This is a genomic window from Nitratireductor sp. J20-h4 (genome assembly GCF_056780505.1).
This window is the reverse complement of record NZ_JBQUVI010000001.1, coordinates 17423-43779: the sequence shown is the minus strand read 5'-3', so window position 1 is coordinate 43779 and position 26357 is coordinate 17423. Positions and strand designations below refer to the sequence as shown.

Below are 26357 nucleotides of genomic sequence, written 5' to 3'. Positions count from 1 at the left end.
CGGAGGCGGGTGTTTGCGATCGAAGATGGGATGTCGATGCGGGAGGCGGCGCGGCGCTTTTCCGGATCAGGATTTCGGCAGCCGGCATCTGGGATGCCCGTCCGACGCCGCAGCGTCGAGACGAGATGGCGCTTTGTATCATCGATTGCTCCCTAAGGCGCGGCGATGCGGCCAATCATGTCGCTGATTGCGCCATCCGTTACCATACCCGATGGATTTTTTTGGTCTGTCGGAATGGATATGAGTCTGGTGTGTCAGACAAGAAGTGGCCCGATCCCATCACTTGACGCGACCGACCAGAGAGTACGGGAAACTTGCGCCCACCTGTCTGCGTCCAGGACTCCACCATATTCTGCCAGACGACCCGCCTTTTCTTCAATCTCATCGCGCGTCAGGGTATTCCCAGGGTCGCCTTTTGGTTCTGCGACGCGGTGCCTTAGGACTGTCCCGTCTTTTAGCGTCACAGATACTTTTCCGATCCAGGATGCCGGGTATTTCTTTTCCACTTCGGGATCAAAAGCCATATCGATCCTGTTCATGAACGACCTTGCCCGTTCATTTTCAAGGATGCCGTCGAACTCGGCCATGCCGGCTCGCCGGTGGATTGCAATCAATGCCAACGTTGCGGGCATAGAGAACTTCGCCTGATGAACAGTGGTTGGGAAGGTGACTGAGCCCAGTACATCAAGTGCTGCCTGGTGCACATGCGCGGTGACATGCTCGATGTCCTCGGTGTTCAAGTAATTTTCCAGCATCAGCTCAAGAAGAGCATCTGCAGCAGGATGAGTGTGGCGGCACGATGCATGATACTTAAATGACGTCTCTGCAAGACCCCATCTGACACCCAACCCGGTACTGATCTTCTCCAGGGCACAGTTCGAAGACATTCCAGCGGCCATTCCTTTTTCGCCTTCAAGGATTTGTTTTGCACCCGTGAAACCTCGGGCGGCAAGGCTTGCCGCAATCACACCATTGCCGGCAGCATTCGCAGTATGAAGCTGTTTGGAATCTGCCGCATCTTTAAGAAACTCCCAAAGACCTGCGGCCTGAGTGCCGGCAGAGCCAAGAGCGTTCAACATCTGCTGGGAATCGAGTTTGAGAAGACGTCCTGCCACGGCAGCCGCAGCAAGCGCTCCTGCAGTTCCAGTCGTATGAAAGATCTTGTAGTGTGGAAGGCCGAGATATTCCCCGATGCGGATTCCGGTTTCGTATCCGGCAACGCACGCCGTTAAAAATTCGGTTCCGCTCGCATTGCAATGCTGCGCGATCGCTAGCCCAGCAGGAAAAACGACCGCACCAGGATGAAACACGGAGCCATTATGGACATCGTCCTGTTCGGAAACATGCGAAGCGGCGGCATTCACAAAAGCGGCAAAATAAGGTGACGTCATGCGGCCTGAGATAAGTACTTCCGATCTCCCCTGATCGGGACCCATTTCCTTTGCGAAATCATCGATCGCAACGATTGCCCGATGACGTGCACCGGAAAATGCGGATCCAGCCCAGTCAACATAAAGGTCGACCGCTCGCTCAACTACATGCGTTGGGATATCAGCTATTGACAGCGACGAGGCGAATTCGGCCAGCTTCGCGGTTCCCTCTATGGTTGAAGTGCTCCAGTCTGTTCTAGTGTCGATCACGAATGTCTCCCATGAGCCCATTGGATCCCAAACAATCGGTTTGGCACTCGTTTTGATTGTTGCCGTTCGTACCGGACCGCATGAGCCAGAGAGGTGTCAAGTACTTAAATGTGTCCCGCGAGGTCGATCACGTTACAGTATCCGACGCCATTGGGCTTGCTGCCGAAAGTTTTCTTCCCTTTCGTCGCACTAACTACGAAGCGGCTCACCGCAATGTGACCGAACGCTGGCGAGGCCGCTTCTAACGCCAATTGTTGAATTGCCAATCATTCTTGGAGACATGTATGGATACCCCCGTTCATGCAAGGCTCTCTTCGAACGATTTGGACGTGTGATCGGGTGCGGTCATGTATCAGGCCTTTCGTTGCGGCACGAATACGACCGCTGGCCGGTATGGAGCTACGCGGACCTGGTGCAAATCAGTTCTGCGAGCTCGTGGCTCACTGACCCGGATGAATTCCCAGACCCACTCTCACCGATCTTTGTCCTTACCGTTCGCTGACCTCCTCACACGCCGACGATCCGTGCTCACAGCAGCGCAGCGTTTGCTATGCCGCAGCCAGCCCGGATTCCTTGTAGCTCTCATTCTTCGTCATCATTGCCCAGATCGACCGAGCCATCTTGTTGGCTAGCGCGATCGCAACGAGCATGCGTGGCTTGCGCGCCAACATACGCGCCAGCCATGAGTTCTCGGGAGGGGATTTGCGGCATGCCCATCGGATCACGGTCATCGCGCCGATGATCAGAAGCCGCCGGATATCGCGTTGGCCCATCTTCGATGGTTCGCCCGAGTTGTTGCTTTCCGCCACTCGAATGCTGCTTGGGCACCAGCCCGAGCCAGGCCGCAAAGTCTCGCCCTTTCCGGAATGTGCTCATGGTTGGGGCGAAAGCTTCGATCGCCATGGCGGTGATCGGCCCCATCCCAGGCATCGACATCAGTCGGGCCGAGGCCTCGGAGCGCTTTGCTTCCGATCTGAGCGTCTTCTCCAAGCCGGCAATACGAGCGGAGAGCACCTCGATCTGCTCAAGATAAAGCCGCGCGGTTTCCACGACGACGAGTTCGAGGCCAAGGTTGCCTTCCTCGATGATCTCCGACAGCAAGGCCAGGTTCGCAATTCCCTGTGGCGCAATAACTCCGTGCTCAGCCAAGTGAGCGCGAAGAGCGTTGATAAGCTGCGTTTGCTGGCGGACAAACAGATCGCGCGTCCGGAAGATCATGGAACGGGCTTGCTGGCTCTCGGTCTTTGGAACAACGAACCGCATCGAGGGGCGGAGCGCCGCCTCGACAATGGCCTCGGCGTCAGCCGCATCGTTCTTGTGTCGCTTGACGAAGGGCTTCACGTAGGCCGGTGGGAGCAGGCGAACTTCGTGACTCAACTTGCCGATCTCACGTGCCCAATAATGCGCTGTCGCGCATGCTTCCATGGCAACAATGCACTTCGGCAGCTCCATAAAGAAGGCGAGGATCTGTCCACGCGACAGCTTCCGACGCAAGACAACAGCGCCATCGCTTCCAGCGGCGTGCACCTGAAACACTCGCTTTGCCAGGTCCAAGCCGACAATGCTAATTTCCTTCATGGATGCTCTCTCCTCTCAGTGACGTTCAACGCACATCACTCTGGCACATTGCGATGCCGTCGGGAGGGGGCATCCACTCCATCAGTTCTCTGCGCAAATCAACAGTCAGAGTCCCAAGAGCGCGTTCAGCGGGACCATCGCCTTATGCCAGCTGTCCCTCGCCTCCAGCCGTTCGATCCAGGCGGCAACGGCGGGCCGGGTCTCCAGCGAGATTGCAGCCTGCTTGCGATACATGAAGGTCGTGGCCAGGTAGAAATCCGCAAGGCTGAGATCGCCGGTGATCCAGTCCTGCCGGGCCAGACCCTCTTCCAGCACGTCGAGAAACTGATCGGTGGCCTTGCGCTCGGCTTCGACCGCCGCATGGTCGGCATCGCCCATGCCGAGTTTCTCCTTCAGGAACAGCTCGAAGGACAGTTTCTGCATGGCTGGACCCAGATGGATGGCCTGCCACCAGGCCCACTGGTTCATCAGCGCCCGTTTCCTCGGCGCAGACGGTACCAGACCCGCGTCGGGGGTCTGGCTGACCAGGTAGCCGCAGATCGCCCGCGACTCCCATAGAAAGAAATCGCCGTCCTCAAGGACAGGCACCTTGGCGTTGGGATTGCGCCGGAGGAATTCTCCGGCGCGGTTGTCGCCCTTACGAAGATCGACCTCGACGATCTCGATGTCGATGCCCAGTTCGAAGGCCACAGCGCGCACGCGCAGGGCGTTGGGCGAGAAGTTGGCGTTGTAAAGCCGCATGGTCCTGTCTTCAGCGCTGCGGCGGCGTCAATAGTGCCGCGCGGTTTGCTATCAGGAAGTCGCGCACCGATTGGCCAGGCTGGCCGGTCAGCGTCTTCAGGTCGTCGCTGGCCACGTCGAGGAAACCCTGCGCCATTGCCTCGTCGAAGGAAACAAAGACCCGCGCCATGAATTCCGGCAAGCCGTTTCCAATCATCGCCTGCGCCAGATCCTCGGCTGGCAGCGCGATGTACGGGATCTCCTTGCCCGCAACGTCGGACAGGATCGCTGCGACCTCAGCCTGGCTGACCGTCTGCGGCCCGGTGATATCGAGGGTCTGTTTTCCCGTCGCGGTCATTAGCGCCGCGGCTGCGGCACGGGCGCAATCCGCCCGCGTCACATATCCGGTCTTGCCCTCTGCCGCGGCAGCTGAGTGCTTGCCCATGGCGACGCTCTGCGAGCCGCCCATCAGCAGAAAGTCGGTGTACATGTTGTTGCGCAAGATCGTGTAATCCGCCCCACTTTCCGCGATCAGCTGCTCGGTCCCTTCGTGGTCGTGGGCGAATCCGATCGGACTTTCGGGGACCGGGCCCGCGAACGAGGTATAGACGATATGGCCAATGCCCACCGCCTTGGCCGCCGCAACCGCGTTGGAATGGGCGGCGAGCCGCTTGCCCGGTTGGAGATCGTCGGTCGAAATGATGAGGAGGCGCTTGCCATCAGCAAAGGCAGCCCCAAGCGACGCTGGATCGTTGAAATCGCCCTGACGGGTCTCGACACCCTTGTCGGCGAGGTCGGCCAGCTTTTCGGTATTGCGCGATACGGCGATGATCGGACCGGCGCCGGCCTGCAGCAGCAAATCGACCACCTGCCGGCCAAGCTGGCCGGAGGCGCCGGTGACTATGAAGGGGCCGTTCTGAATGTCGGACATGGTTGGTCTCCTGTTCTGATTGCTGAGGAGGCTTTTGTTCTCAGCCGTGGATATGGACGGGGGCGGGGTTCACCAGCTTGCCGCGAGCGAAGTCCCAGCTCGTGGTCAGCAGGCGCAGCATGACATCGACCTCGTTCTCGTCACGCGGGGCGAAAGCCATGACCGCCGTGGCCGGGATGTAGCCCAGCCGAGCCATGGGATGCGGTTCGCCCCAACCTTTCGCGATCAGTTCCTCAACCACGGATGGGGGCAGCATCAGGTGCGACGAGCCATCGTGGGCGGGGTGCACATGGGCAAACTCGCGCCCGATCATGAAGGCCTCGCGTGGTCCGCATGCGTGGGCTACCGGAAGCACCAGGGCCTCGGCGCCGGGGACCGAAATGCCCGACCAGCAGCGCTCGACGAAGGGCAGGGCGAACGCCTTTTCCTTGAACAACGCGTGAATCTTGGCCGACGAGTTCTGGGACACCTGCTCATGCGGTGCGCAATCGGTGGTTTCGGGGCGCGGTCCATGCCGTGGGGGAAGTTCGAAGCTCATGGTTGCTCCTATCCAAATCTGAAGGCGCTTTCGACCGCGCCCAATACGTGATCCTCGAGGGTCTTGCCTCCCCGATCCGCAAGGGCGGCCCCGGCCGCGACGTGCAACGGGATCAGATGTTCCTCGCGCGGATTGGCGTCGCGTGCGCCGGGCGCCTGATCCCACGCGGCCAGCATGGCGTGCCGCACCTCGGGGTCTTCATGGGTCACAGCACTCGTGAGCCATCGGTCGAAATCGAGGCCGCGCACGTTGCCCTCCGCCTCGCCGCGCATGGCGCGCATCATGACGGCCATATTGTGATAGGTGTTGCCGGACCCGATGATCAGCACCCCTTCGTCGCGCAAGGGCGCCAGCGCGCGACCGGCGGCGAGATGCGCCGCGGGGTCGAGATCGGCGCGCAGGCTCAACTGGACGGTGGGGATGTCGGCCTCTGGAAAAGCCACCTTTAGCGGAACGAACACCCCATGATCGAAGCCGCGCGCTGGGTCGGCCCCGGTTTGGAACCCTGCGCCTTCCAGAAGTCCGCTCGCGCGGGCCGCCAGCTCGGGATCGCCCGGCGCGGGCCAAGTCAGCTGATATGTGTGCAGCGGAAATCCCTGATAGTCGAACAGCAGCGGCGGCGCGGGGTTGGTCTGCACGGTAAACACCCGCTCCTCCCAATGACCCGAGATCACGAGGAGCGCCTTGGGCTTTGCCGACAGGCTCGCAGGCAAATTCTCGAGGAATCGGCGTTGCCTATCCCAGGTGTCAGGCGGGTTCCAGTCCATGAAGAAACACGGGCCCCCGCCATGGGGAACAAACATTGTCGGCTGTCTGTCCGTCATGTCGTCGTCCTTTCGAACCCCAAAGCCGAGTGTGGATGGGCAGCGCCGTGGCAGCTCGGCATCGGATCAGTTCGCCGCTGACGGAAACGCGGGCGCGTAGGCCGACTTGACCGCCCGCACGCGATTGGCGGTCAGCCACGAGGCGATCAGAAGCACCCAGGTCGCCAGAGCCGGCGGCCAGCCCGGATCGCCCGCGCCCACATGCGCCCCAATGGCTAGCACCAGATGCCAGAACATCGCCGCATAGGCCCAATCCACCAGCATCGCCGAAGGGCGCCAGAGGATCACCACCGCGCCGACGATCTTCAGAATCGCGAGCGGCCAGATGATGTAGGTGGGATAGCCCAGCACCTCGCGATACATGCCCGCGACCATGTCGTGGGACGAGATGTAGAAGGCCGCCGCACCCAGATAGACCAGCGCCACAAGGCCTGTCGCAATCCAATAGACATACTTTGCCACTTTGTCGCTCATTGCCGCTCTCCCTGTTTGCAACGGCTTGTTCAGCCGCCGTTTTCTCGTTAAGTATCTTTAGATGCCTTGCTTCATTGGAGAAAGTAGGCACGTAAAAGTAACTAGCTTCCTTTGACTGTGAGGGCTATCCACGATGAAGAGCGTCCTACCCCCTTCCTGCCCGATGGAGGCGCTGCTGCGTGTCATCACAGGCCCTTGGACGATCTACATCCTCTGGGTTCTGTCCGAGCAGGGACCGCAGCGTTTCGGTGCGATCAAGCGTCTGGTGCCCGGAATTTCCACTCGCGTCCTGACCGAGCGGTTGCGGATGCTGGAACATGCCGGTGTGGTCTGGCGCGAACAGGCCATGACCATCCCACCGGCTGTAACATACGGGTTGACTGAGCGCGGCGCGGAGCTGCGTGGCGTGCTGGACACGCTTGGCTCCATCGCGCGCCGCTGGGAGGTCGAGGGCGCCTTCGACGGGACCGCAAGCGCGGCAGAATGACGCCGCCCTTCCTGTTCGCGGGATAATCCCGCGCCCGAGAACAACTCAGGCGGACCCCGACCCGAAGCTCATTACTAACTGAAAACGGCGCTCGACAGAACCGTTAAGCGGCGTTTCATCGCGCAGGAGTTCACCGCGAGGCTGACGGTTATGAGTGGTCGGTTCGATACAGAAAAGACCGCCGCCAGCCGCCGTACGTCGATGAAACTGTAGCCAAGGCAGGGCCTGCTGGTCGAACGACAACCGGAAGCACCGTCGCGGATCCCTTCCACCATCCGACACCTGGATAAGTTGCCCATTGGCTGGTGCGGGTTCGCAGAAGGTGAAGTCCTCGGTGCCGGGCAGGTCCGGACGCATGCGAGTTGCGACCTCGACTAGAGTATCCGGGCTAATCTGCGGGGCGCTGAGATTGATGTGATAGAGTGCCATGATGGGCGTGATCTCCCCTCGCCCGCGAGCTTCAACCCGGTCTTCAATACTGATTTCGGCACGGTCGGGAGGCAGTGTCACGCGTCGGTGGAGCCGCCAGCACTGACCTGAAAGGGTTCCGTGGGCGACCGTTGCACAGACCTCGGCGGAACCGTCCTCCAGCACTTGCGTAGTTGTCACGATAGCGCGCCTCAGCGACATGGAGCCATGCAGCGGGAGGTGCCGGAGGCCGTCGTTCGCCGGTTGGCGGATGTGATCAAATCCGCAAGTGCAGAGCAGACCGCCAAGGGCCTGATCCATCTCTCCAGGTCGGGCCGGGGCCAGCCCGTTTTCGCCGATCCATCCGAAAGGCACGCCGCGATAGCGCACAATCCCGACATCAAGGCACCGATCGGGAAGTAGATCGATTGAGAGCCCGGCCGCGTTTTCGACCTCGATCAGCCGAGCGCCGTCCTCGGTGCCGCCATCGAAGCGCAGGGTCCGCAGCCTGCATGTCTCAGCCATTCGTGATCCTAACGCCAGTGTCAGGATTGAAAAGCAATATATGTCGCTCCTGCAACTGCACATGAAGCTGCTGACCAGCGACAACGCTATCGGCCAAACCACGGTCATTGTCCGGGTCGATACGGAGCGTAACCCGGCCTGCCGGGGTTTTGCCGACGAGGAACGCGTCGTGCCCGGTAAACTCCACCGCGTCCACTTCGAAGGGCCAGCGATCCGGTGCTGCGTCTGGCCAGACCCTGATGTGCTCGGGACGAATGCCGAGATCGACCTCGCGACCCGCAGCGGCCTGCAATGACTCGGACAGCGGTAGCCCCTCGAAGGTGAGGCGGCCGGCCGCGGATGCCAGCATGCCGCGTAGCATATTGATCTCCGGCGAGCCGATGAAACTCGCGACAAAGCGGTTCTGCGGTTCGCGATAGATCTCTCGCGGCGTTCCAATCTGCTGGATACGACCGCCGTCGAGCAAGACGATGCGGTCAGCCATGGTCATAGCTTCGATCTGGTCGTGAGTGACGAAGACGGAAGTGGCCCCCAGTTGATCGTGCAACGCCCGCAATTCCAGTCTTGTCGCCGCGCGCAGCTTGGCGTCGAGATTGGATAGAGGTTCGTCGAAAAGAAAGACCTGCGGCTGCCGAACGATCGCCCGACCCATGGCCACGCGTTGCCTTTGCCCGCCGGAGAGCTGACCGGGTCGGCGGTTAGCGTATTCCGACATGCCAAGCATTTTTAGCGCCGCTTCGAGACGGCGGGCGATCTCGGTGGGATCCGTCCCGCGCATCCTGAGGGCAAAGACCATGTTCTCGGCGACCGTCATGTGCGGATAGAGCGCGTAGGACTGGAAGACCATCGCCATGTCCCGATCACTCGGTTCGGTTTGCGTGACATCCTTGCCGTCCACAAAAATCCGACCCGCGTCGATCTCTTCCAGACCCGCAATGATCCGCAACAACGTGGACTTACCGCTGCCCGAAGGACCGACGAGGGCGATAAATTCGCCGCTCGGAACCTCCAGATCGATCGGCGGAATAACCTCTACCCGACCGTATTTCTTTCGTACCCCCTTAAGGGTAACGGTTGCCATGAGATTCCCTTCTCTCCGTGTCTACTTGACTGCGCCTGCCAGAAGCCCGCGGACGATAAATCGCTGGCCGACGAGGATCAGGATCAGCGCCGGGACGATTGACAAGAGAGTCCCGGCGGCCATCTCGCCATAGCGGATGTCGTATTCCTGCGCGAAGGTTGCGATGGCGACCGGAGCCGTCATCGTCGCCGGCGAGGTCAGCGTCAAAGCGATGGCGAAGTCGCTCCAGGAAAAGATGAAGATCAGCGCCGTCGCCGCGATCATTCCACCCCGCACCAGCGGGAAGGCCACCCGCCAGAACATCTGGCTGTTCGAGCATCCGTCCATGCGCGCAGCTTGAAAGATCTCGTGCGGCAATGCGGACATGAAGCTCAGCATCAGGAACAGGCCCATCGGCAGATTATGCACGACATGGGTCAGGATGACCGAGATATAGGTTCCGTGCAGTCCGATCGCCGACCACATGACATACCAGGAACCCACGAAGGTGAGCGTGGGAAGCATTTGGAACAACAGTGCCCAGCCCAGGATCGGCCAGCGAACCCACCCGGGTACTCTCAAGCGGCCGAGTGTAAAGGCGGCCATCGTGGCAATAACGATGACGATCGCGGTTGAACTGACCGCGACAAAGGCACTGTTGAGCAGGTTCCACAGGAATTGGGACTGGCGCGAAAACAGAAGCTGCTCGAAATTGCTCCAGGTGACCGGGCTGAGCGTCGCGCCCGTTATGATATCGATCTTGTATTTGAAGGCATTGGATAACACCCAAAGTGTCGGCAGCAGAATCATTGCCGCATAGCCCCAGACCAAAACATTTGCCGCAACGCGACCCGAGGTTCGGCGCAGGGTCATTCTGCCTCCTCCGCGTTCCTGCGGCGGGCCAGCACTCCGCGCGCGAGGATGATCGTGAGCGCTATGGCAAACAATGTGACCACCGACATCGCCGAACCGTACCCGACCTGATCCTGCCGGAAGAAGGTACGGTAAATCGAAAAGTTAACGACCTCCGTGGCCGTGCCTGGCCCGCCTGATGTCAGCAGATAGACCTCGTCGAAGACCTTGAACGACAGGATGACCCGAAAAATCACCGTGATGAGGATCGTAGGCAGCATCAGCGGCAGCACGATATGGCGCACCTCCTGCCAGAAGCCGGTCACATCCAATCGGGCCGCGTCCAGAACTTCCTCGTCAAGCGACTCCAGACCGGCGAGCATGAGAAGAAAGACGAAAGGCGTCCAGTGCCAGATGTCCACGAACATCACCGATGCGAGCGCGATGTCAGGGTTTCCGAGCCAATCGACCTCGTTCAGACCGAACCAACGAAGCAGCGTGTTCGCCAGCCCGAACTCGCGCCCCATGACCAGACGCCACATCGTGCCAATGACGATTGGGGGGATCACGATCGGCAGGAGGAAGATGCCGGTCAGGATCGTTCGCCCGACCGACCCCGCCCGCTTCACGGCCAGCGCCATCGAAAACCCGAGGACCATCTGGCAGGTCACGACGGTCACCGCAAAGACGAGCGTGTTGCGCACCCCCGCCCAGTATATCGTTTCCTCCAGGAAGAGCCGGCGGTAGTTCTCCAGACCGATATAGTTGAACTCGGCCGCGCCTTCACGCCATTCCACATCGAAGAAGCTCAGACCCAGAAGGTTCAGCACCGGAAACCCGGACAGAACCAGGAAGAACACCGCGACGGGCGCAAGCGACAGCACCAGCCATCGCTTGTTCCGACGAATTACGACACCCGGTTTGATCATGGTGTTCATCTGGTTCCGTCCAGAGGCGCTAGCGAAGTGGCTCAGAGGTCTGGCTGGCGGGTGACGGTAAAGCCGTTCCGCTCAAGTATGCCCGCCAGGGCCTCGGCCGCCGCATTGAGCGCCACCTCGGGGCTTTCCTCCCCGATGACGGCCCGGTTGAAGTGCAGGGCCATCGCGTCGGATGCTTCGGCGGCGGCCGCGAAAGGCAGACCCATCACCGCATTTGCCGCATTTGCCGAATAGGCCCCAAGGAAACGGTAAGAGTTGTTCGCCCCCAGACCGGTTTCCGCCAGATCGCCCCGCACGGGTACGCCTCCGGCTTCGACATACTTCACTTGGAGCGCCTGGGACTGGAACCAGTCCAAAAAGGCCAGCGCTGCGCGCTGGCGCTCCGCCGACACGTTCTTGGGGATACCCGCGACCCAGTGACCGGCGCTCGACGCGTGTGTTCCGCCCGGACCAGCGGGGATCAACGATGCCGACATCTGGCCGACAACCCGGGACTCGTTGGGGTTTTCCAGCGCGCCCCAAGCGGCGATCACTGCGATCGCCTGCGCGGCTTTGCCGGTGGACAGAAGCTGGATAAGCTCACCCTGCGCGATGGCACCGGGATTCGGCGGAGCAACATCCTCCCCTGACATCTTCAGATAGGTTTTCAGCGCCGCAAGCCCCTCGGTCGTATTCAGCCCGATCGCGGCCTGTCCCGGGCCCGTCACCCGGAAAAACGCGGCATCGTGGCTGAAGATGTAGGGGGTGATATTGTAGACGATCGAATCGCGAGCCGCGCGCGGAACGAAGCCGTAAATGCCCTTGGCCTCTTCGATTTTTTTAGCGTTCGCATAAAGGTCGTCCCATGTGTCGGGAATCGACAGGCCGAGTTCGTCATAGATCGCCTGGTTGTAATAGAGGACCTGGACGTTACCGTTGACCGGCACACCCATCAGCGCGCCGTCCGGCGAGAATGACCCGACCGCCGCATCCCAATTCGTGGTCGCGCCGTAGCTCAGGACGCCATCCTGAAGCGTGTAGCCTTCCTGCACCTCGCCAAGCGGGGCGAGGAAGCCGCCGGAATAGATCTCGGACAGCCAGAGCGAGTTGATGTTGACAAGATCGTAGGTGCCTTCGGAGCCACGCACCGAGTTCCGGATCTTTTCCAGCAGTCCCCCGAACGGATTGACGTCAAGATTGACGACGTTCCCGGTTTCCTCCTCGTAGAGATCGACCATGGCGACGAAGGAATTCAGCCAGGGAGACTGGTTAATCGCCATGGTGATGTCCCGCTGATCTTTGGCGTGCGCCGGCATGACGACTGCCAGCGCCAGAAGACCGGTTGCAATGCTGAATGCTGTTCTCTTCACTTTTCGGTTCCTCCCGTTATTCGTCTTTCAGTTCACGTCCGCGCCCTCGGCGAGGCCGATCCAGTTGAAGTATTCGGGTGGCGCATCGTGCGCCTTCAGGAGCCTCACGATCTCCGTGTTCAGTCGCGCCTCGATCGCGGCGTCGGATATTGGACGAAGCTGATTGGGGTCCGACGCATTGTGATAGATGGTGGATTCGAAAGCTCCGAACTTGGTTCCGTCAAGCCCCGGAGGCCGTCGCGCGGAGTTGAGCGCATCATAGCGCAGAAGCCTTTGCCCCTTTGAGAAATCGAAGGGGCCGACCATCTGCCCGGTCGCGAGCTCGTCCGGCCCGAAGAACCCTGTCATGTGCGTGGGCATCAGGGTGTATTCGCCAAGCTGCTCGTCGAACAGGTTCGCCGGATAGCGGAAGAAACTGTATTCGCCATCGGTCACGCCAACCGGACCGCCGAACATCCCGAAGATCACCGCCTCGGGGCCGGGTTTTCCGTCGATCAGCGACAGGACCGACCTGCCGGTGACTTCCTTCGGCACGGAATGCCCGAAGACCTCGAGGAACGTCGGCATGAGGTCGGTGGTCTGGCTCAGCGTCGCAATCCGTGTCCCCGCCTTTGCGGCATAGTCCGGATGGTGGACGATCAGCGGAATATGCGAGATCTCCTCGTAATATGGCGTCAGGTTCTTTCCCCACCAGTCATGCTCGCTCAGCAGGAAACCGTGATCGGTCGTAAGCACGAGGCAGGTATCGGACCAGAGATCGTGCTCATCGAAATAGTCCAGAAGCTTGCCGAAATAGGCGTCGCACATGGCCACGAGAGCGGCGTAGTTCGCCCGGATCTCCGCGATCTCGTCCGGGCTTTCCTTGACCGGCGCGTATTTCGGCCAGTCGAGGATCGAGCCATTGTAGCCCGTCGTGTACTCCTGACGGTATTTCTCGGGCGCGAAGAACGGCTCGTGCGGATCGAAGCATTCGAGCTGCAGAAACCAGTTGTCCGCCATGCGGTTGTCGTCGAGGAAGGCAAAGGCGCGCGCGAAGCACGCCGGGCCGGGAAAATCCTCCTCCATTCGTATCTTTTCGCGATTGACTTGATGCTGCCGCCGCTTCGGTTCCGTCGGCACGTTGTAGTGCTTGTCGGAATACATTTCCTTGAAGCGCTCCAAAGGCGGTTGCACCATCGCGATCCACGGGTCGTATTCCTGTCCGCGAATGAACTCCCAGGTTTTATAGCGGCTGTGATACGTCGCGCCGCCATCCTCGTAGTAGTGGAAGTGGTCGCTGATGAGATGTGTGTGCACGCCTGCGTTCTTCAAGATATCGGGCATCGAATTGTCGAAAGGTTCGAGCGGACCCCAGGAGCGGTGCATGAAGTTCAGCCTACCCGTATGCATGTCACGCCGGGCCGGCATGCAGGGCAGCGAGCCGACATAATGATTGTCGAAGGTCACGGCCCGCTGGGCGAAGCGATCGAAGTTAGGTGTCGCAATCGCCGCTCCGCCATAGCAACCAAGCGCGAGACGGTTGAGTGAATCGAACAAAACAAAAACGGCGCGCATCAAGAACCCACTTTCTTACGAACGATGTGAGTCTAGACGGTTCGTCCTCGCGGGGCTAATATTTTTGTGCATAGTAGGTATAACCCGGAGTTATAAATGGATCACATCTGGCGCCTGAAACACTTCCTCGCCACCGCCGAACTGGGCAGTGTTCAGGCAGCGGCACGGCACCTGAACATCAGCCAGCCGGCCCTCTCCAAGTCGCTGCGCGAGCTTGAGCTCCATCTCGGCGCGGCGCTTTTCGAACGCTCGTCGCGTGGCGTCACCCTGACCCAGGCCGGACAGGCATTCTATACCCGGGCGCGAGAGATCGAGATGCAATGGGACAGCGCGCTCTTCGATCTCACGGCCACCCGCAACGGGGCGCGAGGCGCGTTGCGGATCGGCGTCGGCCCGACCTATGAGGCCGCGTTCATGGCTCACGTGCTCGCGCGGCTTTCCAACGAGTTTCCGAACCTGCAGATATCCGTGCGGACCGGCGTTGGCGCGATCATGTTACCGGCGCTCAACACAGGTGAGATTGGCGCCTATTTCGGCGGCCTGCGCAGCGGAGCGGAAACGCTGTCGGTCGGGGTTCAGGAGATCCCGCTCTACAATCAGTCGAACAGGATCGTCGCAGCGGCAGACGATCCGCTCGCTGCCGCGACGGATGTTCGCGAAACGGACTTGTCGCAGCGCGCCTGGGTTCAGCTAAGCTATGACTCACTGGCTCTGGGGAGAATCGAGGCTCTGTTCAAGAAGGCGGACGTGCCGTCGCCACGTACGATCGTGTCGACGCACTCGCTGGCGTTGGCGCTCGATCTCGTGCGGAACAACGGATTCCTGACCAGCTTACCGGAACCGCTGCTACATCCCCGCCTCGGATCCGACCTCGCGGCGCTGCCAGTGCCGAGCTACGACTGGCGGATCGCCACCGGCATTAGCTATCGCAACTCTATCGCCCGGACCGCGCCTTTCAACCGCATGATCGGGATTATCAAGGACGAGGTGCGGGCATTCGGCCTTGCTCCGAATTAGGTGCGGGAAGGATCCTTGCTTGGTTTAAGTCTAAAAACGACATTGGAGGCCCGCGTGAAATCGCCACGCGAGAAATCGTACGCCAGCTGCAGGAGAACGAGGACCGAGTTGATCTCCGCGTTGTCTCTGGGCGCGTTGACCAAGGCTGCGATTTAGGGGATCATGCCGGCAGCCACCGTCGGATGGAGCTCTGCCCAACCCAGATCGATAACCTTCGATACCGCATCCGCCGGCAGCATCGTGTGCAGGTCGCCGTCTTTTGCCGGATGCACGTGGGGGAACTCGTTGCTTATCATAAAAGCCTCGCATCCAGCCTTTGCGCATTTGCGTTAATGATCTACTATCATGACACCAATTCCTGCCGAATTGGATAAGAAACGTGCACCGCGCGCCTCCAACACCATCATAAGTCCCAATATCGTCTCCACCGGACAAGTGACATCGCCGTTCTCGAACCGCGTGACCGTAAGACCGGAAACCTCAGCCAGATGCGCCAACTCGCGCACCGACATTTGCACACCAGCCCTCGCCATACGGCATTGCGCTGGCGTGATCGGAAGTTCGTTTTCCTTGTCGTCTGGGTCGACATCAGTCATTTCCATGTCTCCCTTGGTGATACCCGAGCCGGCGCTATTGCGCTTTCGGCTTGTTAGCGAAGGGTTTCTGTCACGGAATTTTAGGTACATCATAGTGGAGATATCCCCGCTATGCGGTCGAAGACGCCGCGCGCCACATCAGCCAAGTCGGAATCAGAGCGAGGAGGAAAATCCCGCAGACGACAACGAAGCCGTCCTGAAACGCCGCGTTCGACGCCTGGTTCACCACGGTCTGGCCAAGGAAGGTGGCCGCGGCAGGCAGCAACTGCGTGTCGGGCAGACCCGATGTATGCATCAGGTTGGCGACCTCGCGCAGAAGCTCCATCGTCGTCGCGTTGTCGCTGGTCTGCTCACGAATGACGTCCAGAGCGACACGCTCAAGCGCGGACTCGTTCAAGCCGGCAAGAATCGCGGAAACGGAATATTTCAGCGATGACGGTTCAAGATTGAGACTGATCGGTTCTGGCAATAGCGGCAAATTCCCACGGCTTGGTCCGCAGTACGCCCCGCAAAATATAAGATCTCGACCCCAAGCCGGGGGTTAGAAACCCCCCTAGACGGCCCTGCGACCTTTAGCACCGAGGCACCTGGACATGCGTCACATGCCCCCGGCCGTAAGCCGAAGGATCCTGGCACCGCGTCGGCCGGTGCCAAGCCGCTAGGGAGGGGTTTCTAAGCCCCAAGGCCGCGCGTACCGCCTCGGGGAGAAGCATATTTGATCAGGTTAACGAACGCCAGACGCTAGGAGTTTGTCTGAGAATTGAAATTTTCTCGACGTTTGGAGGCGAGTCTGATTCGAATATAGCCCATGAGCAAGAGATTTCGCGCCTGGCGTCTTGACGAGACCCTTCTGATTCCGCCGTCGGTTCAGGATTTTGTTCCCGCCGACCATCTTTCCCGGTTTGTCGTTGATCTTGTGCGCGAGAGCCTTGACCTGACGGCGATCGATGCCAGCTACCGTGGCGCGAAGGGTCAGCCTCCCTACGATCCGGCGATGATGGTTGCACTGCTTTTGTACTCCTATGCGGTTGGGATCTATTCATCGCGTCGGATTGCCGGGGCGTGCCGGGAGCGGGCTGATTTCATGATGATCGTGGCGCTGGACGGTCCGGACTTCCGCACGATCTCGGAGTTTCGACGGCGTCATCTGGCGGCGTTGTCGGAACTGTTCGTGCAGGTGCTGCGGCTGGCAGCGACGGCGGGCCTTGTCAAGCTGGGCCATGTTGCGCTGGACGGCACGAAGGTGAAGGCGAACGCGTCGAAGCACAAGGCGATGAGCTATGCCCATATGATCCGGCGCGAAGAGGAACTGGCAGCCCAGGTGCGGGTCTAGCTGGAAGCTGCCGAGGCGGCTGACGCCGATGAGGACCGGCTTTACGGGCCGGGCAAGCGCGGCGACGAGATGCCGGACTGGGTCAAGGACAAGCCCAAACGGCTCGCGAAGATCCGCGAGGCCAGGGAGGCTCTGGAGGCCGAGGCCAGGGCTGCTGCGGCGGCGGAAACCCGCCGGCGTGCGGCTGCCGAAGACCAGCGCAAGGCGCAAGGGCGCAAGAAGACTGGCAAGACGCCCAAACCGCCGCGCGATGTACCCGACGGCAAGGCGCAACGCAACTTCACCGATCCCGAGAGCCGCATCCTGAAGACCAGGGACGGCTTCGTCTAGGGATACAATGCGCAGGCGGCGGTTGACGGGCACGCGCAAGTGATCGTGGCGCACGGCCTGACGGCGAGCATGAGCGATCATGGCCAGCTCGTGCCTCTCGTCGACGGCATCGAGGCGGGGCTCGGCCGTCGACCCGAAGAGGTTTCGGCCGACAGCGGTTACATGAGCGAGGCAAACCTTGAGACCCTGCAAGAGCGAGCCATCACAGCCTACGTCGCAACCGGTCGGGCCAAGCATCCCGACAAGCCCAGACACAAGGGCAGACCGCTCACCCAAGCCATGCAACGCAAGCTCAAGCGGGCCGGGCGACGAAGTCGCTACCGATTGCGAAAGCAGGTAGTGGAACCGGTGTTCGGACAGATCAAGCAGGCAAGAGGGTTCAGGCAGTTCCTGTTACGCGGTGCTGATAAAGTGAAGGCCGAATGGACCCTCATCTGCACCGCCCACAACATCCTCAAGCTCGCAAAGGCGCAAACATGACAAGAAGATCTGTCGCGCCAGTTCCGACAACACACTCAAAAGCGACTATTCGGACAGGCTCCTAGCCTACGTGTTTTCATTGGAGTTATTCGGCATTTGCCATATGTCCGGTTGCTGACCGTAACGGCAGTGCAACATCGGTGAGAACCGGCTCGCGGAAATTGCCCGCCGCACCTAGCCGGGACCACATGTCGCCACTCATATCGAACAGGCCGGAATAAGTCATCGTCTTGCCGATTCGCGCCGGCGTCCCTAGTTGCTCAAAGCGGCAATCGATCAACCTGAAAATCCGGGCCATTCTGGCGTCGAAGACGGACACGATGTGCTCGATGCCGGCCTGTTGGGCGGTTTCGACCATCCCGCACAGGAGCTCCACGGTGGTCCGGTTCACCGTATGGTTAGCCTCGGCCCGGTCCTTCGCTTCGAAGATGCGCGGGTTGACCGCAAAGCGAGAGCTCTCCCAGATCAACGGGCTTTCGACTGGCCCACCTGGCATCAGCACAGAAAACACGTCTCTAAGCATATTGGGGCCGGTCGTGGGCAAGAGCCGAGCCGGTACCGATTCGCTAGGATGCGTCGACTCCGGTTCCTCCGCGTAGAAAACCTGCTCTCCCTCGAACCAGCCCGTGAAATAAGCTTGCAAAGCCGTCTCAAATTCCGAGGCACCGCCTTCCTCTTCGCGATCGCCAACGATCCTTAATAGCTTCCCGAACAGTTCCGTCCCAAGACGCAAGTTCTCGCAGGTATCGAAGAGTTCGAGGCCGATCTCTGATGGATCGGTAGCGCCAAGCCCCGCGGGAAATTGCGTCAGCCCTACCCTGACATTTGCCTTGCCGACCCATTGCCGGGTGGTCTTAACCACCTGCTCGGCCGATTTCGGTGCCGGGACAAGGATCATCTTGTCGCCCTGGAACACGCGGATGGCGAGGTGGTCCGGCGCGCTTATTTCGGCCACGAACTGCTGCACCACGGCGATCTCAAGGCGGGGATCGGCGCATTGCTGAATGAGGTCGATGTCGATCATCTGAAAGGTTCCATCAGGTGTTGAAGGCGATGACGAGTCGCAGTCCGAATAGCGCCGCCCACGCCCTGGCGCTCGCTTTCTGGATCGGAACGATGTTGGTGTCGCCGGTCCACTAACCATTGCCTGTCGCCACGATGAGGTCCGGGCGAAGCAGCATGGATTGCAGGATCGGCCACACGATGAGCTGCTCATAGCAGATCAAGGGTGCGATCGACGTCCCGGCAATTCTGCCGGTTGGATTGCCGAAGAATTGCGCCGTCGCGCCGCCCTCTTCCCAGGGCCGCCACATCGAAACCGGCACCGGCATCCGCTCCCGGTAGAGGATCCTCGTCCCCTCGCCTGTTAGCTCGATCATGACATTGTCGTAGCCGCTCTCGTTGATGACAACGGCGCCGCCAGCGACGACGACATCGAGGCCGACCAGGTTTCGGGTCCAGAGGCGTTCGGCGGTCGGTGTCCAGATCCCAAGCGCGCTTTCGGGAAGGATGATTGTGGTGGCACCGTCCTCCGCGGCGCGTCTGACGAGCGCGATCGTCTCCATATGCTGCTCATAGTCGGCATGGTTTCCAGCGACCTGGTAGTCGAAGGTCGTATCAATTCCGACCCATCCCTTTGGTGCCGCGGGATCAGTCCAGGTGATTGCGGAAAGCGCAAAGGCCACGCCCATTGCGACAGTCGCGAGCGGCCAGGCTCGTGTGGACATCACCGTTAAGCCGGCTGCCGTGATTGCAAGTCCTCCCCACCCCCAACCGGGGAACAGGACACCGGCCGGCGTGATCGGACTTGCCCACCCGACGATGCCGAGCGGCGGCACGCTCATCAGCGTCGCCGCAAACAGATATCGTAACGGCCGATGCCATCCGGGCTTTGGAGACCAAAGCACCGTGTGTACTGCAACGAACAGCAGTGACGCGGCAATCCAGAGACCGAGACCGACCCAGATATCGCTCGCGTAGAAAATCGATACGCCGTTGGGCAAGCCTCTCGAAGCCGCCATGAAATACGCCATCGAAACCATGCCTGCGACCAGCCGTGTGGGGGCGAACGCCCAGAGTGCGGGAAAGAGGCACGCGATCGGGAGAAGAAGCACTTCGCCGCTCCACCCGAACGCACCAACCCCGGCGGCAGCAGCGAGGAACATTGCCGCGGTGACCATGCTATGGCGTGAAGGTGAAAACCGGTTTTGCCAACCCGAGAACGCCGGCGGCCGGGATCGGCCCGAAGTAGCGCGAGTCATAAGAACCTCTGAATGTCGAAAAAAGAAACAGCGTGTCTGGGGGCACGACACCGCCGGGATCGGGCGTCAGCTCCCTGCCCGATCCGTCACGCGGTTGGACTGCGGATTGCGGCAGAGCGAGACCGTCGATCGCGACGGATGTGCCGATTTCAACTGATTGCCCGGGCAGTGCCGCGACCGTCTTGATCAAGGGGCTGAGCCAGCCGGGGCAGAGGCCGCGCCGCACATATCCGCGCTCAAGTGCCTGACGAAACGCGCCGGTCAGCGGCGGGCAAATGAATATCCGATCCCCGCCCCGGACATCACGGTTCAGCGTTTCGATCCGCCAGAGACCGAGCGGATAGCTCGGTGTCAGATTGAACCGAAAGTCCGCCCCATAGCCCAAGCCGAGCAACGCCAGAGGAAAGCAAGCGAGAACGGCAACGATCACCGTCCGGCGACGGCGGCTCACTGTTGAAGCCCCTGGCTCTTGGTCTGCGTCTGCCGCATCGCCTCGGACTGTTTCAGGGCTTTCTGGGTGCGCTCATGGGCGGCCAGCTGCTGGCCGGCGCGCATCATCGGCCAAGCGGAAGCGAGCTTTTCGCGTTCGCCCGCCGACATGCCCTGCGCCGCTTTGCCGAAGGTCGCGCCCGACGGGTCCTTGGCCGCATTGCCGAGCAATGTCCGCTCCCCGAACCGCTCCGAGACCGCCTTGTTGAAGGTGTCGAGTTCGGCTTTCACCATGCGGTCGGCCAGCGCAAAGCCGAGCGCGGCCGGCAGGTCGTTCCTGTCGATGGCGTCGCGGACCTTTTCCATTGCGCGCGCTGCTGCCGGCGACAGGGACGGAATGTCGATCGAGGTCCGCTTGCGGTGTCCTTCCTCTTCCAGCCTGTACTTGGCCGTCGCCCTCTCCCTCATGTCGAGATAGCGTTCGAGGTCCTTGCGCAGTGCTGGTACGTTGACTTCCGCCACGCGCCGCTCTTCGCGATCCGAGCGGCTCGCCAGAAACCCGTCTCGACCCTTGAGCGCACCGAAGCTCGCCGCATTCCGCTCGATCTCGCCGAGGCGCTGCCTGGCAACGTTCGGGTCTTCGACAACCGCCTCCATGCGCATGGCCTTGAAGGCGGATTCAGGATCCGCGTAGATGAGGCGAATACGGTCGGAGAAATTGTCCCACTGCTTTTGCAGCGCCGGATCGGATTGCAGCTTTTCGTCCACGGCGTCGGTGACCGACATAGTGAAAATGGAAATACCCTTGACCATCGGCGCGGCCTTTCTGATTGATTGCGCGGGTTGGTGAAGTGGCTGATCGACAATGCCCAGACGCGCGCCGGCGGCGCGAAGGCGAGCTCCGAGATCGACCAGTTTCTGTTTCTGCCGGATCGTCCACTGGACCCGGTCCCGCATCAGCGTCCGGGCGACGCGGACGAGATGAAGACCGCGGTGGTTGGCAAAACGCAGTGCCTGGGCATAGAAGCGGCCGCCCGCATAATCGAGCGTGACTTCCTTGGCGTTTTTGCGGGATAAGAGTTTCTCGAGCCCGCCCGCGAGGTGGAAAGACCGGCTGCCATAATAGAGCGCCATGTCTTCCCGATGCCGGGTCATTGCGACATAGGTCAGATGCCGGTCGAGCGAGAGTGAGGCGAGCACCTTCACGCGATCGACCGTAGCGCCCTGCGACTTGTGGATGGTCGTGGCGTAGCCGTGATCCAGGTTTCGGTAGAAGCGCTGGTCGACGGTGACGCGGTGTGCGCCTTCCCCGTCTCCAATGGTTACGACGATACGGCCGGGCGCCGCTTCGACGACCTTTGCGATCATGCCGTTCTTGACGCCGAGCGACCCCTCGTTCTTGAGGAAGACGATCTGGTCGCCGGCCGCGAAATTCCGCTCGCCGTCCTCGGTCCTGAAGACATGACCGGCCTCGACCAGCCCCCGCTCGACGAGCTTTTCGCGCGCCATCGTGTTGAGCTGGCGGACATCGCGGCGAAGATGCGCGAGGATCAAAGTCGACTTCTCCGGATCGTAATCCCGATTCCAGTCGGCAATGAGCGTTTCGATCGCATCGGCCTTCAGCGTTTGCGAAATCAGCTTGCCCTTCGCGCGATATGCAGAGAGCGCTTCCTTCACCCGACCCCGCGCCAGATCGAGCGATGCGGCGCGCATCCAGGCCTCTTTTTGGCGGTAGATGGTTTCGAGCTCGGCGTAGCCGGTGCGCTCGACGATCGCCCGGAACGCCGCACCGGCCTCGATTGGCTGCAACTGTTCGGCGTCGCCGACAAGGATCAGTTTGGCGCCGGACTTGGTGACCGCTTCAACGAAGATCGCCATCTGACGGGACGAGACCATGCCCGCCTCGTCGAGAACGAACACTGTCTTGTCATCGAGACGGCGGCGGCCCTTCTGCCAGCCACGCTCCCAGGAGGCGAGCGTCCGCGACGGGATGCCCGCTTCCTTCTCCAGACCCTCGGCCGCCTTGCCGGCAAGCGCGCCGCCGACCACTTTGTAGCCGGCCAGTTCCCAGGCTTCGCGGGCGGCCTTCATCATCGTGGTCTTACCAGCCCCTGCCCGGCCGACGACGGTCGCGATCCGCTCCGCGCCCGCCACATGCTCGATGGCTGTCCGCTGCTCATCCGACAGCCGCTCGTGCCGGCCAAAGACGGCTTCCAAAACCTTCGCCCGGACCGCAAACCCGCTCTTTCCCGAAAGCCAGTCCGCCCTGCTGACCATTTCGGCCTCGAGCCGGATCATCGCCCGTGTGGTCAGCCGCGCCGGGACACGCGCGCCTGTCGCGAACTCAATGGTCTCATCGGCGAGCTTCACGCATTCCGGGCTTTCCGCGATCCGCGCCAGGAGTCGCTGGAAGCTTTCGGGATCGTCGATATATCGTTGCAGGACCTTGGCGATGTCGCGCTGGTCGAAGACGCTCTTCTCGGAGGTGAGAATGTCGAGCACCAGCTCGGGCCGGTCCTCGATCCGCCCCGCGTTCTTTTGCCGTTGCGCCTCATGAAGGGCGAGCCGTTCAAGATCGATGGCGCTCGCCTTGGTCTCGGCCTTGCGCTGCAGCGCCTTTGCCGCAACACCGATATGGGTGGTCGGCTCGATGTCGATGCCGCGTTCGGCATAGGAGCGGCCGTCGACCCGTACTTCCAACCCGGCAAGTGCCAAATGGTGGTTCTGAAGATCGAGCCATCTTTGCCGTTGCTCGAGGAATTCAGGCTTCTCACCGGACCAGAGCTTGTACTGGATTTTCCCGGCCTTGGTCCGAAGCGGTTGTCCGTCCGGACCGAGTACGGCGACCTTCTTGGACCCGTACCCATCTTCGGTCAGCGGGCGAAGCGTGGTCATCAGGTGGATGTGCGGATTGCCCGGATCGTCGTGAAAAACCCAGTCGGCGACCTGCCCGCGCGAGAGCACCTGCTCGGAGACGAACTGCCGGACCAGGGCGATGTTCTGGTCCCGGTTCAGCTCGACCGGCAGAGCGAGGATGAATTCCTTGGCGAGCTGGGCATCGCTTCGCTTCTCGAAGGCTTCGACCGCATTCCAAAAGGCCTCGGCGGCGCCCGCCACAGACCGGTCGGCGATCATGTCGCGGGCCCATTTCGGGGCATCGGGCGGCAGCAGGAACTCCTCGTGGGCGAGGTTCTTCTTGTTGGAATAGTCGACTGTGCGCGCTTCGGCCTCGTGGCTCATCTTCGCGCAATGGCGATAGGCGGCGGACAGCACCGCGCTGCGGCCATTTCCGCGCGAAATAAGCTGAGGTGTGAAATGCGTGATCGCCACGACGCAACGGGCTCCTGAGAACAAGTTCATCCTTGTTCCGGGAGGAAAGGCCCCTGCCCTTTGCAAGGGCCGCCAGCAGCACGTCGCGCCAGCGACGTATTACTGCGCCCTTGGACGCATTCCTTCGGAACGCTGGGATGATCTCTCAAAGAGACGGGTCTCTCGACCCGGCATTTCTGCCGGGATGCGCTGAACGCGCACCCGGGCGATCCTGCTCATGGCTTTTCGCCATTCGCCAGAACCGGGAGCAAACGGAATGAGAAAACCCTCGTCGAAAATCAAGGAAGACATCGCCAGACTGCAGGAGCAGCTCAAGGCCGCAGAAGCACGCGAGGCCGAACGGATCGGCAAGCTCGCGCTCAAGGCCGGTCTCGGAGAAATCGAGATCGATGATGCCAAGCTCGTCGAAGCCTTCGAGGATTTGGCGAAACGGTTTCGTGGTGGCGGCAACGAGACCCGAAAATCCCCGCCCGCGCAAAACCCGGCTGGCGCGTCTTCGGGCGCGAATAGCGAGGCTTGAGCGGATGAAACAGGCGAGCCAGTCCGACGCGCGAAAGAAGGATACGCGCGAGAAAATCCAGCTTGGCGGTCTGATCGCCAAGGCGGGCCTGCGCTACGAAAAGCGTGCCCTTCTGCTCGGATTGCTGATCGACGGCGCCAGCCGGATAGCAGCGGACGAAGCGGAGCGTGAGCGGCTGACGGCGATCGGAGCGGAGGCGTTTTCAAATGACGCTGAATAAGCTCCTCCTCGCGATCGCGCCGGTCGGCCTGATGATCGCAGTGTGTTTAGGGCTCACCGGCTCGGAAGCCTGGTTGGCGCGGTTCGACAATTCGGCCGAGGCGCAACAGACGCTCGGGCGGATAGGCATTGCCCTGCCCTATCTATCCGCCGCGGCCATCGGGGTTATCTTTCTCTTCGCCGCGCGTGGTGCCATGGCTATCAAATCCGCCGGACTTGGAGTCCTTGCGGGCGCACTCTGCGTGGTCGCCATTGCGGGGATGCGCGAGTTGACGCGCCTCCGCGGTTTCGCGGACGCGGTTCCCGATGGACACCGGTTGATCGAATATGCCGATCCTTCGACCGGTATCGGTGCGATGGTCTGCTTTGTCGCCGGCATGTTCGCGCTTCGGGTCGGATTGCGTGGCGATGCCGCTTTCGCAAGCCTGAAGCCCCGACGTCTGACCGGAAAGCGCGCGATCCATGGATCGGCGGACTGGATGTCGCTCGGCGAGGCCAAACGGATGTTTGGCGGAGACGGCGGAACCGTCATCGGCGAGGCCTATCGCGTCGACAAGGACAGCGTTGCGAGCCACACGTTCCGCACCGATGACAAACAATCCTGGGGCGCGGGCGGCAAGTCGTCGCTCCTCTGCTTCGACGCTTCCTTCGGATCGACGCACGGCTTGGTCTTCGCCGGATCGGGCGGGTTCAAGACGACGTCCGTCACGATTCCCACGGCGCTCAAATGGGGCGGCGGACTTGTGGCGCTCGATCCATCCAACGAGGTCGCGCCCATGGTGATCGATCAAAGGCGGCGTGCCGGGCGTGAGGTCTTCGTGCTCAGCCCCAAGGACTCGTCGGTCGGCTTCAACGTGCTGGACTGGATCGGGCGCTTCGGAGGCACGAAGGAAGAGGATGTCGTTGCCGTCGCGAGCTGGGTCGTCACCGATGTCGGCAAGCAGATCTCCATGCGTGACGACTTCTTCCGTGCCTCGGCCCTGCAGCTCATCACCGCATTGATCGCCGATGTTTGCCTGTCCGGGCATACGGAAAAAGAAAAACAGACGTTGCGCCAGGTGCGCATGAACCTGTCCGAGCCGGAGCCGAAACTGCGCGAAAGGTTGCAGACGATCCACGATAAATCAGAGTCTGAATTCGTGCGCGAGAACGTGGCCGCCTTCGTCAACATGACGCCGGAAACATTTTCCGGCGTCTACGCCAATGCGATCAAGGAAACGCATTGGCTGAGCTACCCGAACTACGCGGCGCTCGTCTCCGGCGCGAGTTTCTCGACCGAAGACTTCGCGAATGGCAAGACAGACATCTTCGTCAATCTTGACCTCAAGACGCTTGAGGCCCACCCGGGCCTTGCCCGAACGATCATCGGCGGGCTGCTCAACGCGATCTACAATCGGAATGGAGAGATCAAGGGTCGCACGCTCTTCCTGCTCGATGAGGTGGCGCGCCTGGGCTATTTGCGCATCCTGGAGACCGCCCGGGACGCCGGCCGCAAATACGGGATCAGCCTACTTCTTCTTTTTCAGTCGATCGGCCAGATGCGCGAGACCTACGGCGGCCGCGACGCCACATCGAAATGGTTCGAGAGCGCGTCCTGGGTGTCTTTCGCGGCAATCAACGACCCCGAAACCGCCGAATACATTTCCCGGCGATGCGGCAACACCACCGTCGAGGTCGACCAGCTCAGCCGGACATCGCAGATGTCGGGATCGTCGCGAACGCGATCAAAGCAGTTGGCCGCTCGGCCGCTGATCCTGCCGGAAGAAGTGCTGCGCATGCGCGGTGACGAGCAGATCGTGTTCACGTCGGGCAATCCGCCGCTCCGATGCGGGCGCGCGATCTGGTTCCGACGGGAGGACATGAAATCGGTCGTGGCTCAGAACCGGTTCCACAAAGTACAATCCCCGGTGATGTAGAGAATGAAGTCACCCGTCGCGAACGGCAAGAATTGGATCAACTTCTGT

At 61.1% G+C, this 26357-nt stretch carries 23 protein-coding genes and 3 pseudogenes; 6 read left to right on the top strand and 20 right to left on the bottom strand.

From position 1 onward, the window contains the following. Window positions 1-254: 254 nt before the first annotated feature. From ACT2B0_RS21720 to ACT2B0_RS21690, 7 genes and pseudogenes are all read right to left on the bottom strand, one after another. Window positions 255-1637 (bottom strand): MmgE/PrpD family protein, encoded by a 1383-nt coding sequence (locus ACT2B0_RS21720; RefSeq protein WP_473466561.1) that lies wholly within the window; start codon window positions 1635-1637, stop codon window positions 255-257. A gap of 551 nt (window positions 1638-2188) precedes the next feature. Beyond that, window positions 2189-3218: pseudogene (locus ACT2B0_RS21715) on the bottom strand (IS110 family RNA-guided transposase). A gap of 105 nt (window positions 3219-3323) precedes the next feature. Continuing rightward, a complete protein-coding gene (locus ACT2B0_RS21710; RefSeq protein WP_209181136.1) occupies window positions 3324-3959 on the bottom strand; it encodes a glutathione S-transferase family protein in 636 nt (211 codons plus the stop codon). Window positions 3960-3969: 10 nt separating this feature from the next. Further along, complete coding sequence (locus ACT2B0_RS21705; protein WP_473466436.1) at window positions 3970-4869, bottom strand: SDR family oxidoreductase; 900 nt, start codon at window positions 4867-4869, stop codon at window positions 3970-3972. Window positions 4870-4909: 40 nt separating this feature from the next. Beyond that, window positions 4910-5407, bottom strand: coding sequence for a luciferase domain-containing protein (locus tag ACT2B0_RS21700; protein ID WP_473466433.1), 498 nt, complete (start codon window positions 5405-5407; stop codon window positions 4910-4912). A gap of 8 nt (window positions 5408-5415) precedes the next feature. Further along, the gene (locus ACT2B0_RS21695; protein WP_473466431.1) at window positions 5416-6174 is read right to left on the bottom strand and encodes a DODA-type extradiol aromatic ring-opening family dioxygenase; all 759 of its coding nucleotides are present in this window, start codon (window positions 6172-6174) and stop codon (window positions 5416-5418) included. A gap of 123 nt (window positions 6175-6297) precedes the next feature. Next, window positions 6298-6705, bottom strand: a complete 408-nt coding sequence (locus ACT2B0_RS21690; RefSeq protein ID WP_473466428.1) for a DoxX family protein — start codon at window positions 6703-6705, stop codon at window positions 6298-6300. Between the two features lie 133 nt (window positions 6706-6838). Between ACT2B0_RS21690 and ACT2B0_RS21685 the strand changes: the two genes are divergently transcribed. Next, on the top strand, window positions 6839-7192 hold the full coding sequence (locus tag ACT2B0_RS21685; RefSeq protein ID WP_209181141.1) for a winged helix-turn-helix transcriptional regulator: 354 nt from the start codon (window positions 6839-6841) through the stop codon (window positions 7190-7192). A gap of 45 nt (window positions 7193-7237) precedes the next feature. Here the strand turns inward: ACT2B0_RS21685 and ACT2B0_RS21680 are convergent, their stop codons facing one another. Genes ACT2B0_RS21680 through ACT2B0_RS21655 form a run of 6 tightly spaced genes read right to left on the bottom strand, consistent with a single transcriptional unit; the run spans window position 7238 to window position 13878 of the window. Beyond that, window positions 7238-8125: a DUF4432 family protein gene (locus ACT2B0_RS21680; RefSeq protein WP_473466426.1), complete on the bottom strand. Its 888-nt coding sequence runs from the start codon at window positions 8123-8125 to the stop codon at window positions 7238-7240. After that, window positions 8118-9206, bottom strand: coding sequence for an ABC transporter ATP-binding protein (locus tag ACT2B0_RS21675; RefSeq protein ID WP_228873631.1), 1089 nt, complete (start codon window positions 9204-9206; stop codon window positions 8118-8120). Before ACT2B0_RS21675 ends, ACT2B0_RS21680 begins: the two co-directional genes overlap by 8 nt. 21 nt (window positions 9207-9227) lie before the next feature. Beyond that, window positions 9228-10058, bottom strand: coding sequence for a carbohydrate ABC transporter permease (locus ACT2B0_RS21670; RefSeq protein ID WP_209181144.1), 831 nt, complete (start codon window positions 10056-10058; stop codon window positions 9228-9230). Then, window positions 10055-10975, bottom strand: coding sequence for a carbohydrate ABC transporter permease (locus ACT2B0_RS21665; protein ID WP_473466422.1), 921 nt, complete (start codon window positions 10973-10975; stop codon window positions 10055-10057). The genes ACT2B0_RS21670 and ACT2B0_RS21665 overlap by 4 nt, the downstream gene beginning before the upstream one ends. A gap of 32 nt (window positions 10976-11007) precedes the next feature. Beyond that, entirely contained in the window at window positions 11008-12324 is a 1317-nt protein-coding gene (locus tag ACT2B0_RS21660) for an ABC transporter substrate-binding protein (RefSeq protein WP_473466419.1), read from the bottom strand. 27 nt (window positions 12325-12351) lie between these two features. Next, window positions 12352-13878, bottom strand: coding sequence for a sulfatase (locus ACT2B0_RS21655; RefSeq protein ID WP_473466417.1), 1527 nt, complete (start codon window positions 13876-13878; stop codon window positions 12352-12354). 96 nt (window positions 13879-13974) lie between these two features. Between ACT2B0_RS21655 and ACT2B0_RS21650 the strand changes: the two genes are divergently transcribed. Then, on the top strand, window positions 13975-14895 hold the full coding sequence (locus ACT2B0_RS21650; protein ID WP_473466414.1) for a LysR family transcriptional regulator: 921 nt from the start codon (window positions 13975-13977) through the stop codon (window positions 14893-14895). A gap of 152 nt (window positions 14896-15047) precedes the next feature. On the opposite strand, the gene ACT2B0_RS21645 is transcribed toward ACT2B0_RS21650, so the two are convergent. The 3 genes from ACT2B0_RS21645 to ACT2B0_RS21635 form a co-directional block, all read right to left on the bottom strand. Beyond that, on the bottom strand, window positions 15048-15191 hold the full coding sequence (locus ACT2B0_RS21645) for a luciferase domain-containing protein (protein WP_442969951.1): 144 nt from the start codon (window positions 15189-15191) through the stop codon (window positions 15048-15050). A 33-nt stretch (window positions 15192-15224) separates the two neighbouring features. Then, window positions 15225-15491, bottom strand: a complete 267-nt coding sequence (locus ACT2B0_RS21640; RefSeq protein ID WP_348195930.1) for a transcriptional regulator — start codon at window positions 15489-15491, stop codon at window positions 15225-15227. Window positions 15492-15600: 109 nt separating this feature from the next. Next, a complete protein-coding gene (locus tag ACT2B0_RS21635; protein ID WP_348195932.1) occupies window positions 15601-15960 on the bottom strand; it encodes a hypothetical protein in 360 nt (119 codons plus the stop codon). A gap of 339 nt (window positions 15961-16299) precedes the next feature. Between ACT2B0_RS21635 and ACT2B0_RS21630 the strand changes: the two are divergent. Then, window positions 16300-17634, top strand: a pseudogene (locus ACT2B0_RS21630) (IS1182 family transposase). A gap of 85 nt (window positions 17635-17719) precedes the next feature. Here ACT2B0_RS21630 and ACT2B0_RS21625 read toward each other — a convergent pair. The 4 genes and pseudogenes from ACT2B0_RS21625 to traA all read right to left on the bottom strand — a co-directional run bounded on the left by ACT2B0_RS21625 (window position 17720) and on the right by traA (window position 23654). Next, entirely contained in the window at window positions 17720-18658 is a 939-nt protein-coding gene (locus tag ACT2B0_RS21625; RefSeq protein ID WP_473466411.1) for an acyl-homoserine-lactone synthase, read from the bottom strand. 13 nt (window positions 18659-18671) lie between these two features. Then, window positions 18672-19814: pseudogene (locus tag ACT2B0_RS21620) on the bottom strand (conjugal transfer protein TraB). A 1-nt stretch (window position 19815) separates the two neighbouring features. Continuing rightward, on the bottom strand, window positions 19816-20346 hold the full coding sequence (gene traF, locus ACT2B0_RS21615; RefSeq protein WP_473466408.1) for a conjugative transfer signal peptidase TraF: 531 nt from the start codon (window positions 20344-20346) through the stop codon (window positions 19816-19818). Continuing rightward, entirely contained in the window at window positions 20343-23654 is a 3312-nt protein-coding gene (traA, locus tag ACT2B0_RS21610) for a Ti-type conjugative transfer relaxase TraA (protein WP_473466405.1), read from the bottom strand. Before traA ends, traF begins: the two co-directional genes overlap by 4 nt. Window positions 23655-23910: 256 nt before the next feature. On the opposite strand from traA, the gene traC reads away from it, so the two are divergent. Genes traC through traG form a run of 3 tightly spaced genes read left to right on the top strand, consistent with a single transcriptional unit; the run spans window position 23911 to window position 26309 of the window. Beyond that, window positions 23911-24174, top strand: a complete 264-nt coding sequence (traC, locus tag ACT2B0_RS21605) for a conjugal transfer protein TraC (protein ID WP_473466402.1) — start codon at window positions 23911-23913, stop codon at window positions 24172-24174. A gap of 4 nt (window positions 24175-24178) precedes the next feature. Continuing rightward, on the top strand, window positions 24179-24394 hold the full coding sequence (gene traD, locus ACT2B0_RS21600; protein WP_473466399.1) for a type IV conjugative transfer system coupling protein TraD: 216 nt from the start codon (window positions 24179-24181) through the stop codon (window positions 24392-24394). Further along, entirely contained in the window at window positions 24381-26309 is a 1929-nt protein-coding gene (gene traG / locus ACT2B0_RS21595; protein ID WP_473466397.1) for a Ti-type conjugative transfer system protein TraG, read from the top strand. Before traD ends, traG begins: the two co-directional genes overlap by 14 nt. Window positions 26310-26357: the final 48 nt, after the last annotated feature.

Excerpts from the sequence above, each read along its gene's own strand:
- ACT2B0_RS21710 (WP_209181136.1), bottom strand. The coding sequence starts at position 3,959 with ATGCGGCTTTACAACGCCAACTTCTCGCCCAACGCCCTGCGCGTGCGC.
- ACT2B0_RS21705 (WP_473466436.1), bottom strand. The coding sequence starts at position 4,869 with ATGTCCGACATTCAGAACGGCCCCTTCATAGTCACCGGCGCCTCCGGC.
- ACT2B0_RS21700 (WP_473466433.1), bottom strand. The coding sequence starts at position 5,407 with ATGAGCTTCGAACTTCCCCCACGGCATGGACCGCGCCCCGAAACCACC.
- ACT2B0_RS21695 (WP_473466431.1), bottom strand. The coding sequence starts at position 6,174 with ATGGACTGGAACCCGCCTGACACCTGGGATAGGCAACGCCGATTCCTC.
- ACT2B0_RS21690 (WP_473466428.1), bottom strand. The coding sequence starts at position 6,705 with ATGAGCGACAAAGTGGCAAAGTATGTCTATTGGATTGCGACAGGCCTT.
- ACT2B0_RS21685 (WP_209181141.1), top strand. The coding sequence starts at position 6,839 with ATGAAGAGCGTCCTACCCCCTTCCTGCCCGATGGAGGCGCTGCTGCGT.
- ACT2B0_RS21680 (WP_473466426.1), bottom strand. The coding sequence starts at position 8,125 with ATGGCTGAGACATGCAGGCTGCGGACCCTGCGCTTCGATGGCGGCACC.
- ACT2B0_RS21675 (WP_228873631.1), bottom strand. The coding sequence starts at position 9,206 with ATGGCAACCGTTACCCTTAAGGGGGTACGAAAGAAATACGGTCGGGTA.
- ACT2B0_RS21670 (WP_209181144.1), bottom strand. The coding sequence starts at position 10,058 with ATGACCCTGCGCCGAACCTCGGGTCGCGTTGCGGCAAATGTTTTGGTC.
- ACT2B0_RS21665 (WP_473466422.1), bottom strand. The coding sequence starts at position 10,975 with ATGAACACCATGATCAAACCGGGTGTCGTAATTCGTCGGAACAAGCGA.
- ACT2B0_RS21655 (WP_473466417.1), bottom strand. The coding sequence starts at position 13,878 with ATGCGCGCCGTTTTTGTTTTGTTCGATTCACTCAACCGTCTCGCGCTT.
- ACT2B0_RS21650 (WP_473466414.1), top strand. The coding sequence starts at position 13,975 with ATGGATCACATCTGGCGCCTGAAACACTTCCTCGCCACCGCCGAACTG.
- ACT2B0_RS21645 (WP_442969951.1), bottom strand. The coding sequence starts at position 15,191 with ATGATAAGCAACGAGTTCCCCCACGTGCATCCGGCAAAAGACGGCGAC.
- ACT2B0_RS21640 (WP_348195930.1), bottom strand. The coding sequence starts at position 15,491 with ATGACTGATGTCGACCCAGACGACAAGGAAAACGAACTTCCGATCACG.
- ACT2B0_RS21625 (WP_473466411.1), bottom strand. The coding sequence starts at position 18,658 with ATGATCGACATCGACCTCATTCAGCAATGCGCCGATCCCCGCCTTGAG.
- traC (WP_473466402.1), top strand. The coding sequence starts at position 23,911 with ATGAGAAAACCCTCGTCGAAAATCAAGGAAGACATCGCCAGACTGCAG.
- traD (WP_473466399.1), top strand. The coding sequence starts at position 24,179 with ATGAAACAGGCGAGCCAGTCCGACGCGCGAAAGAAGGATACGCGCGAG.
- traG (WP_473466397.1), top strand. The coding sequence starts at position 24,381 with ATGACGCTGAATAAGCTCCTCCTCGCGATCGCGCCGGTCGGCCTGATG.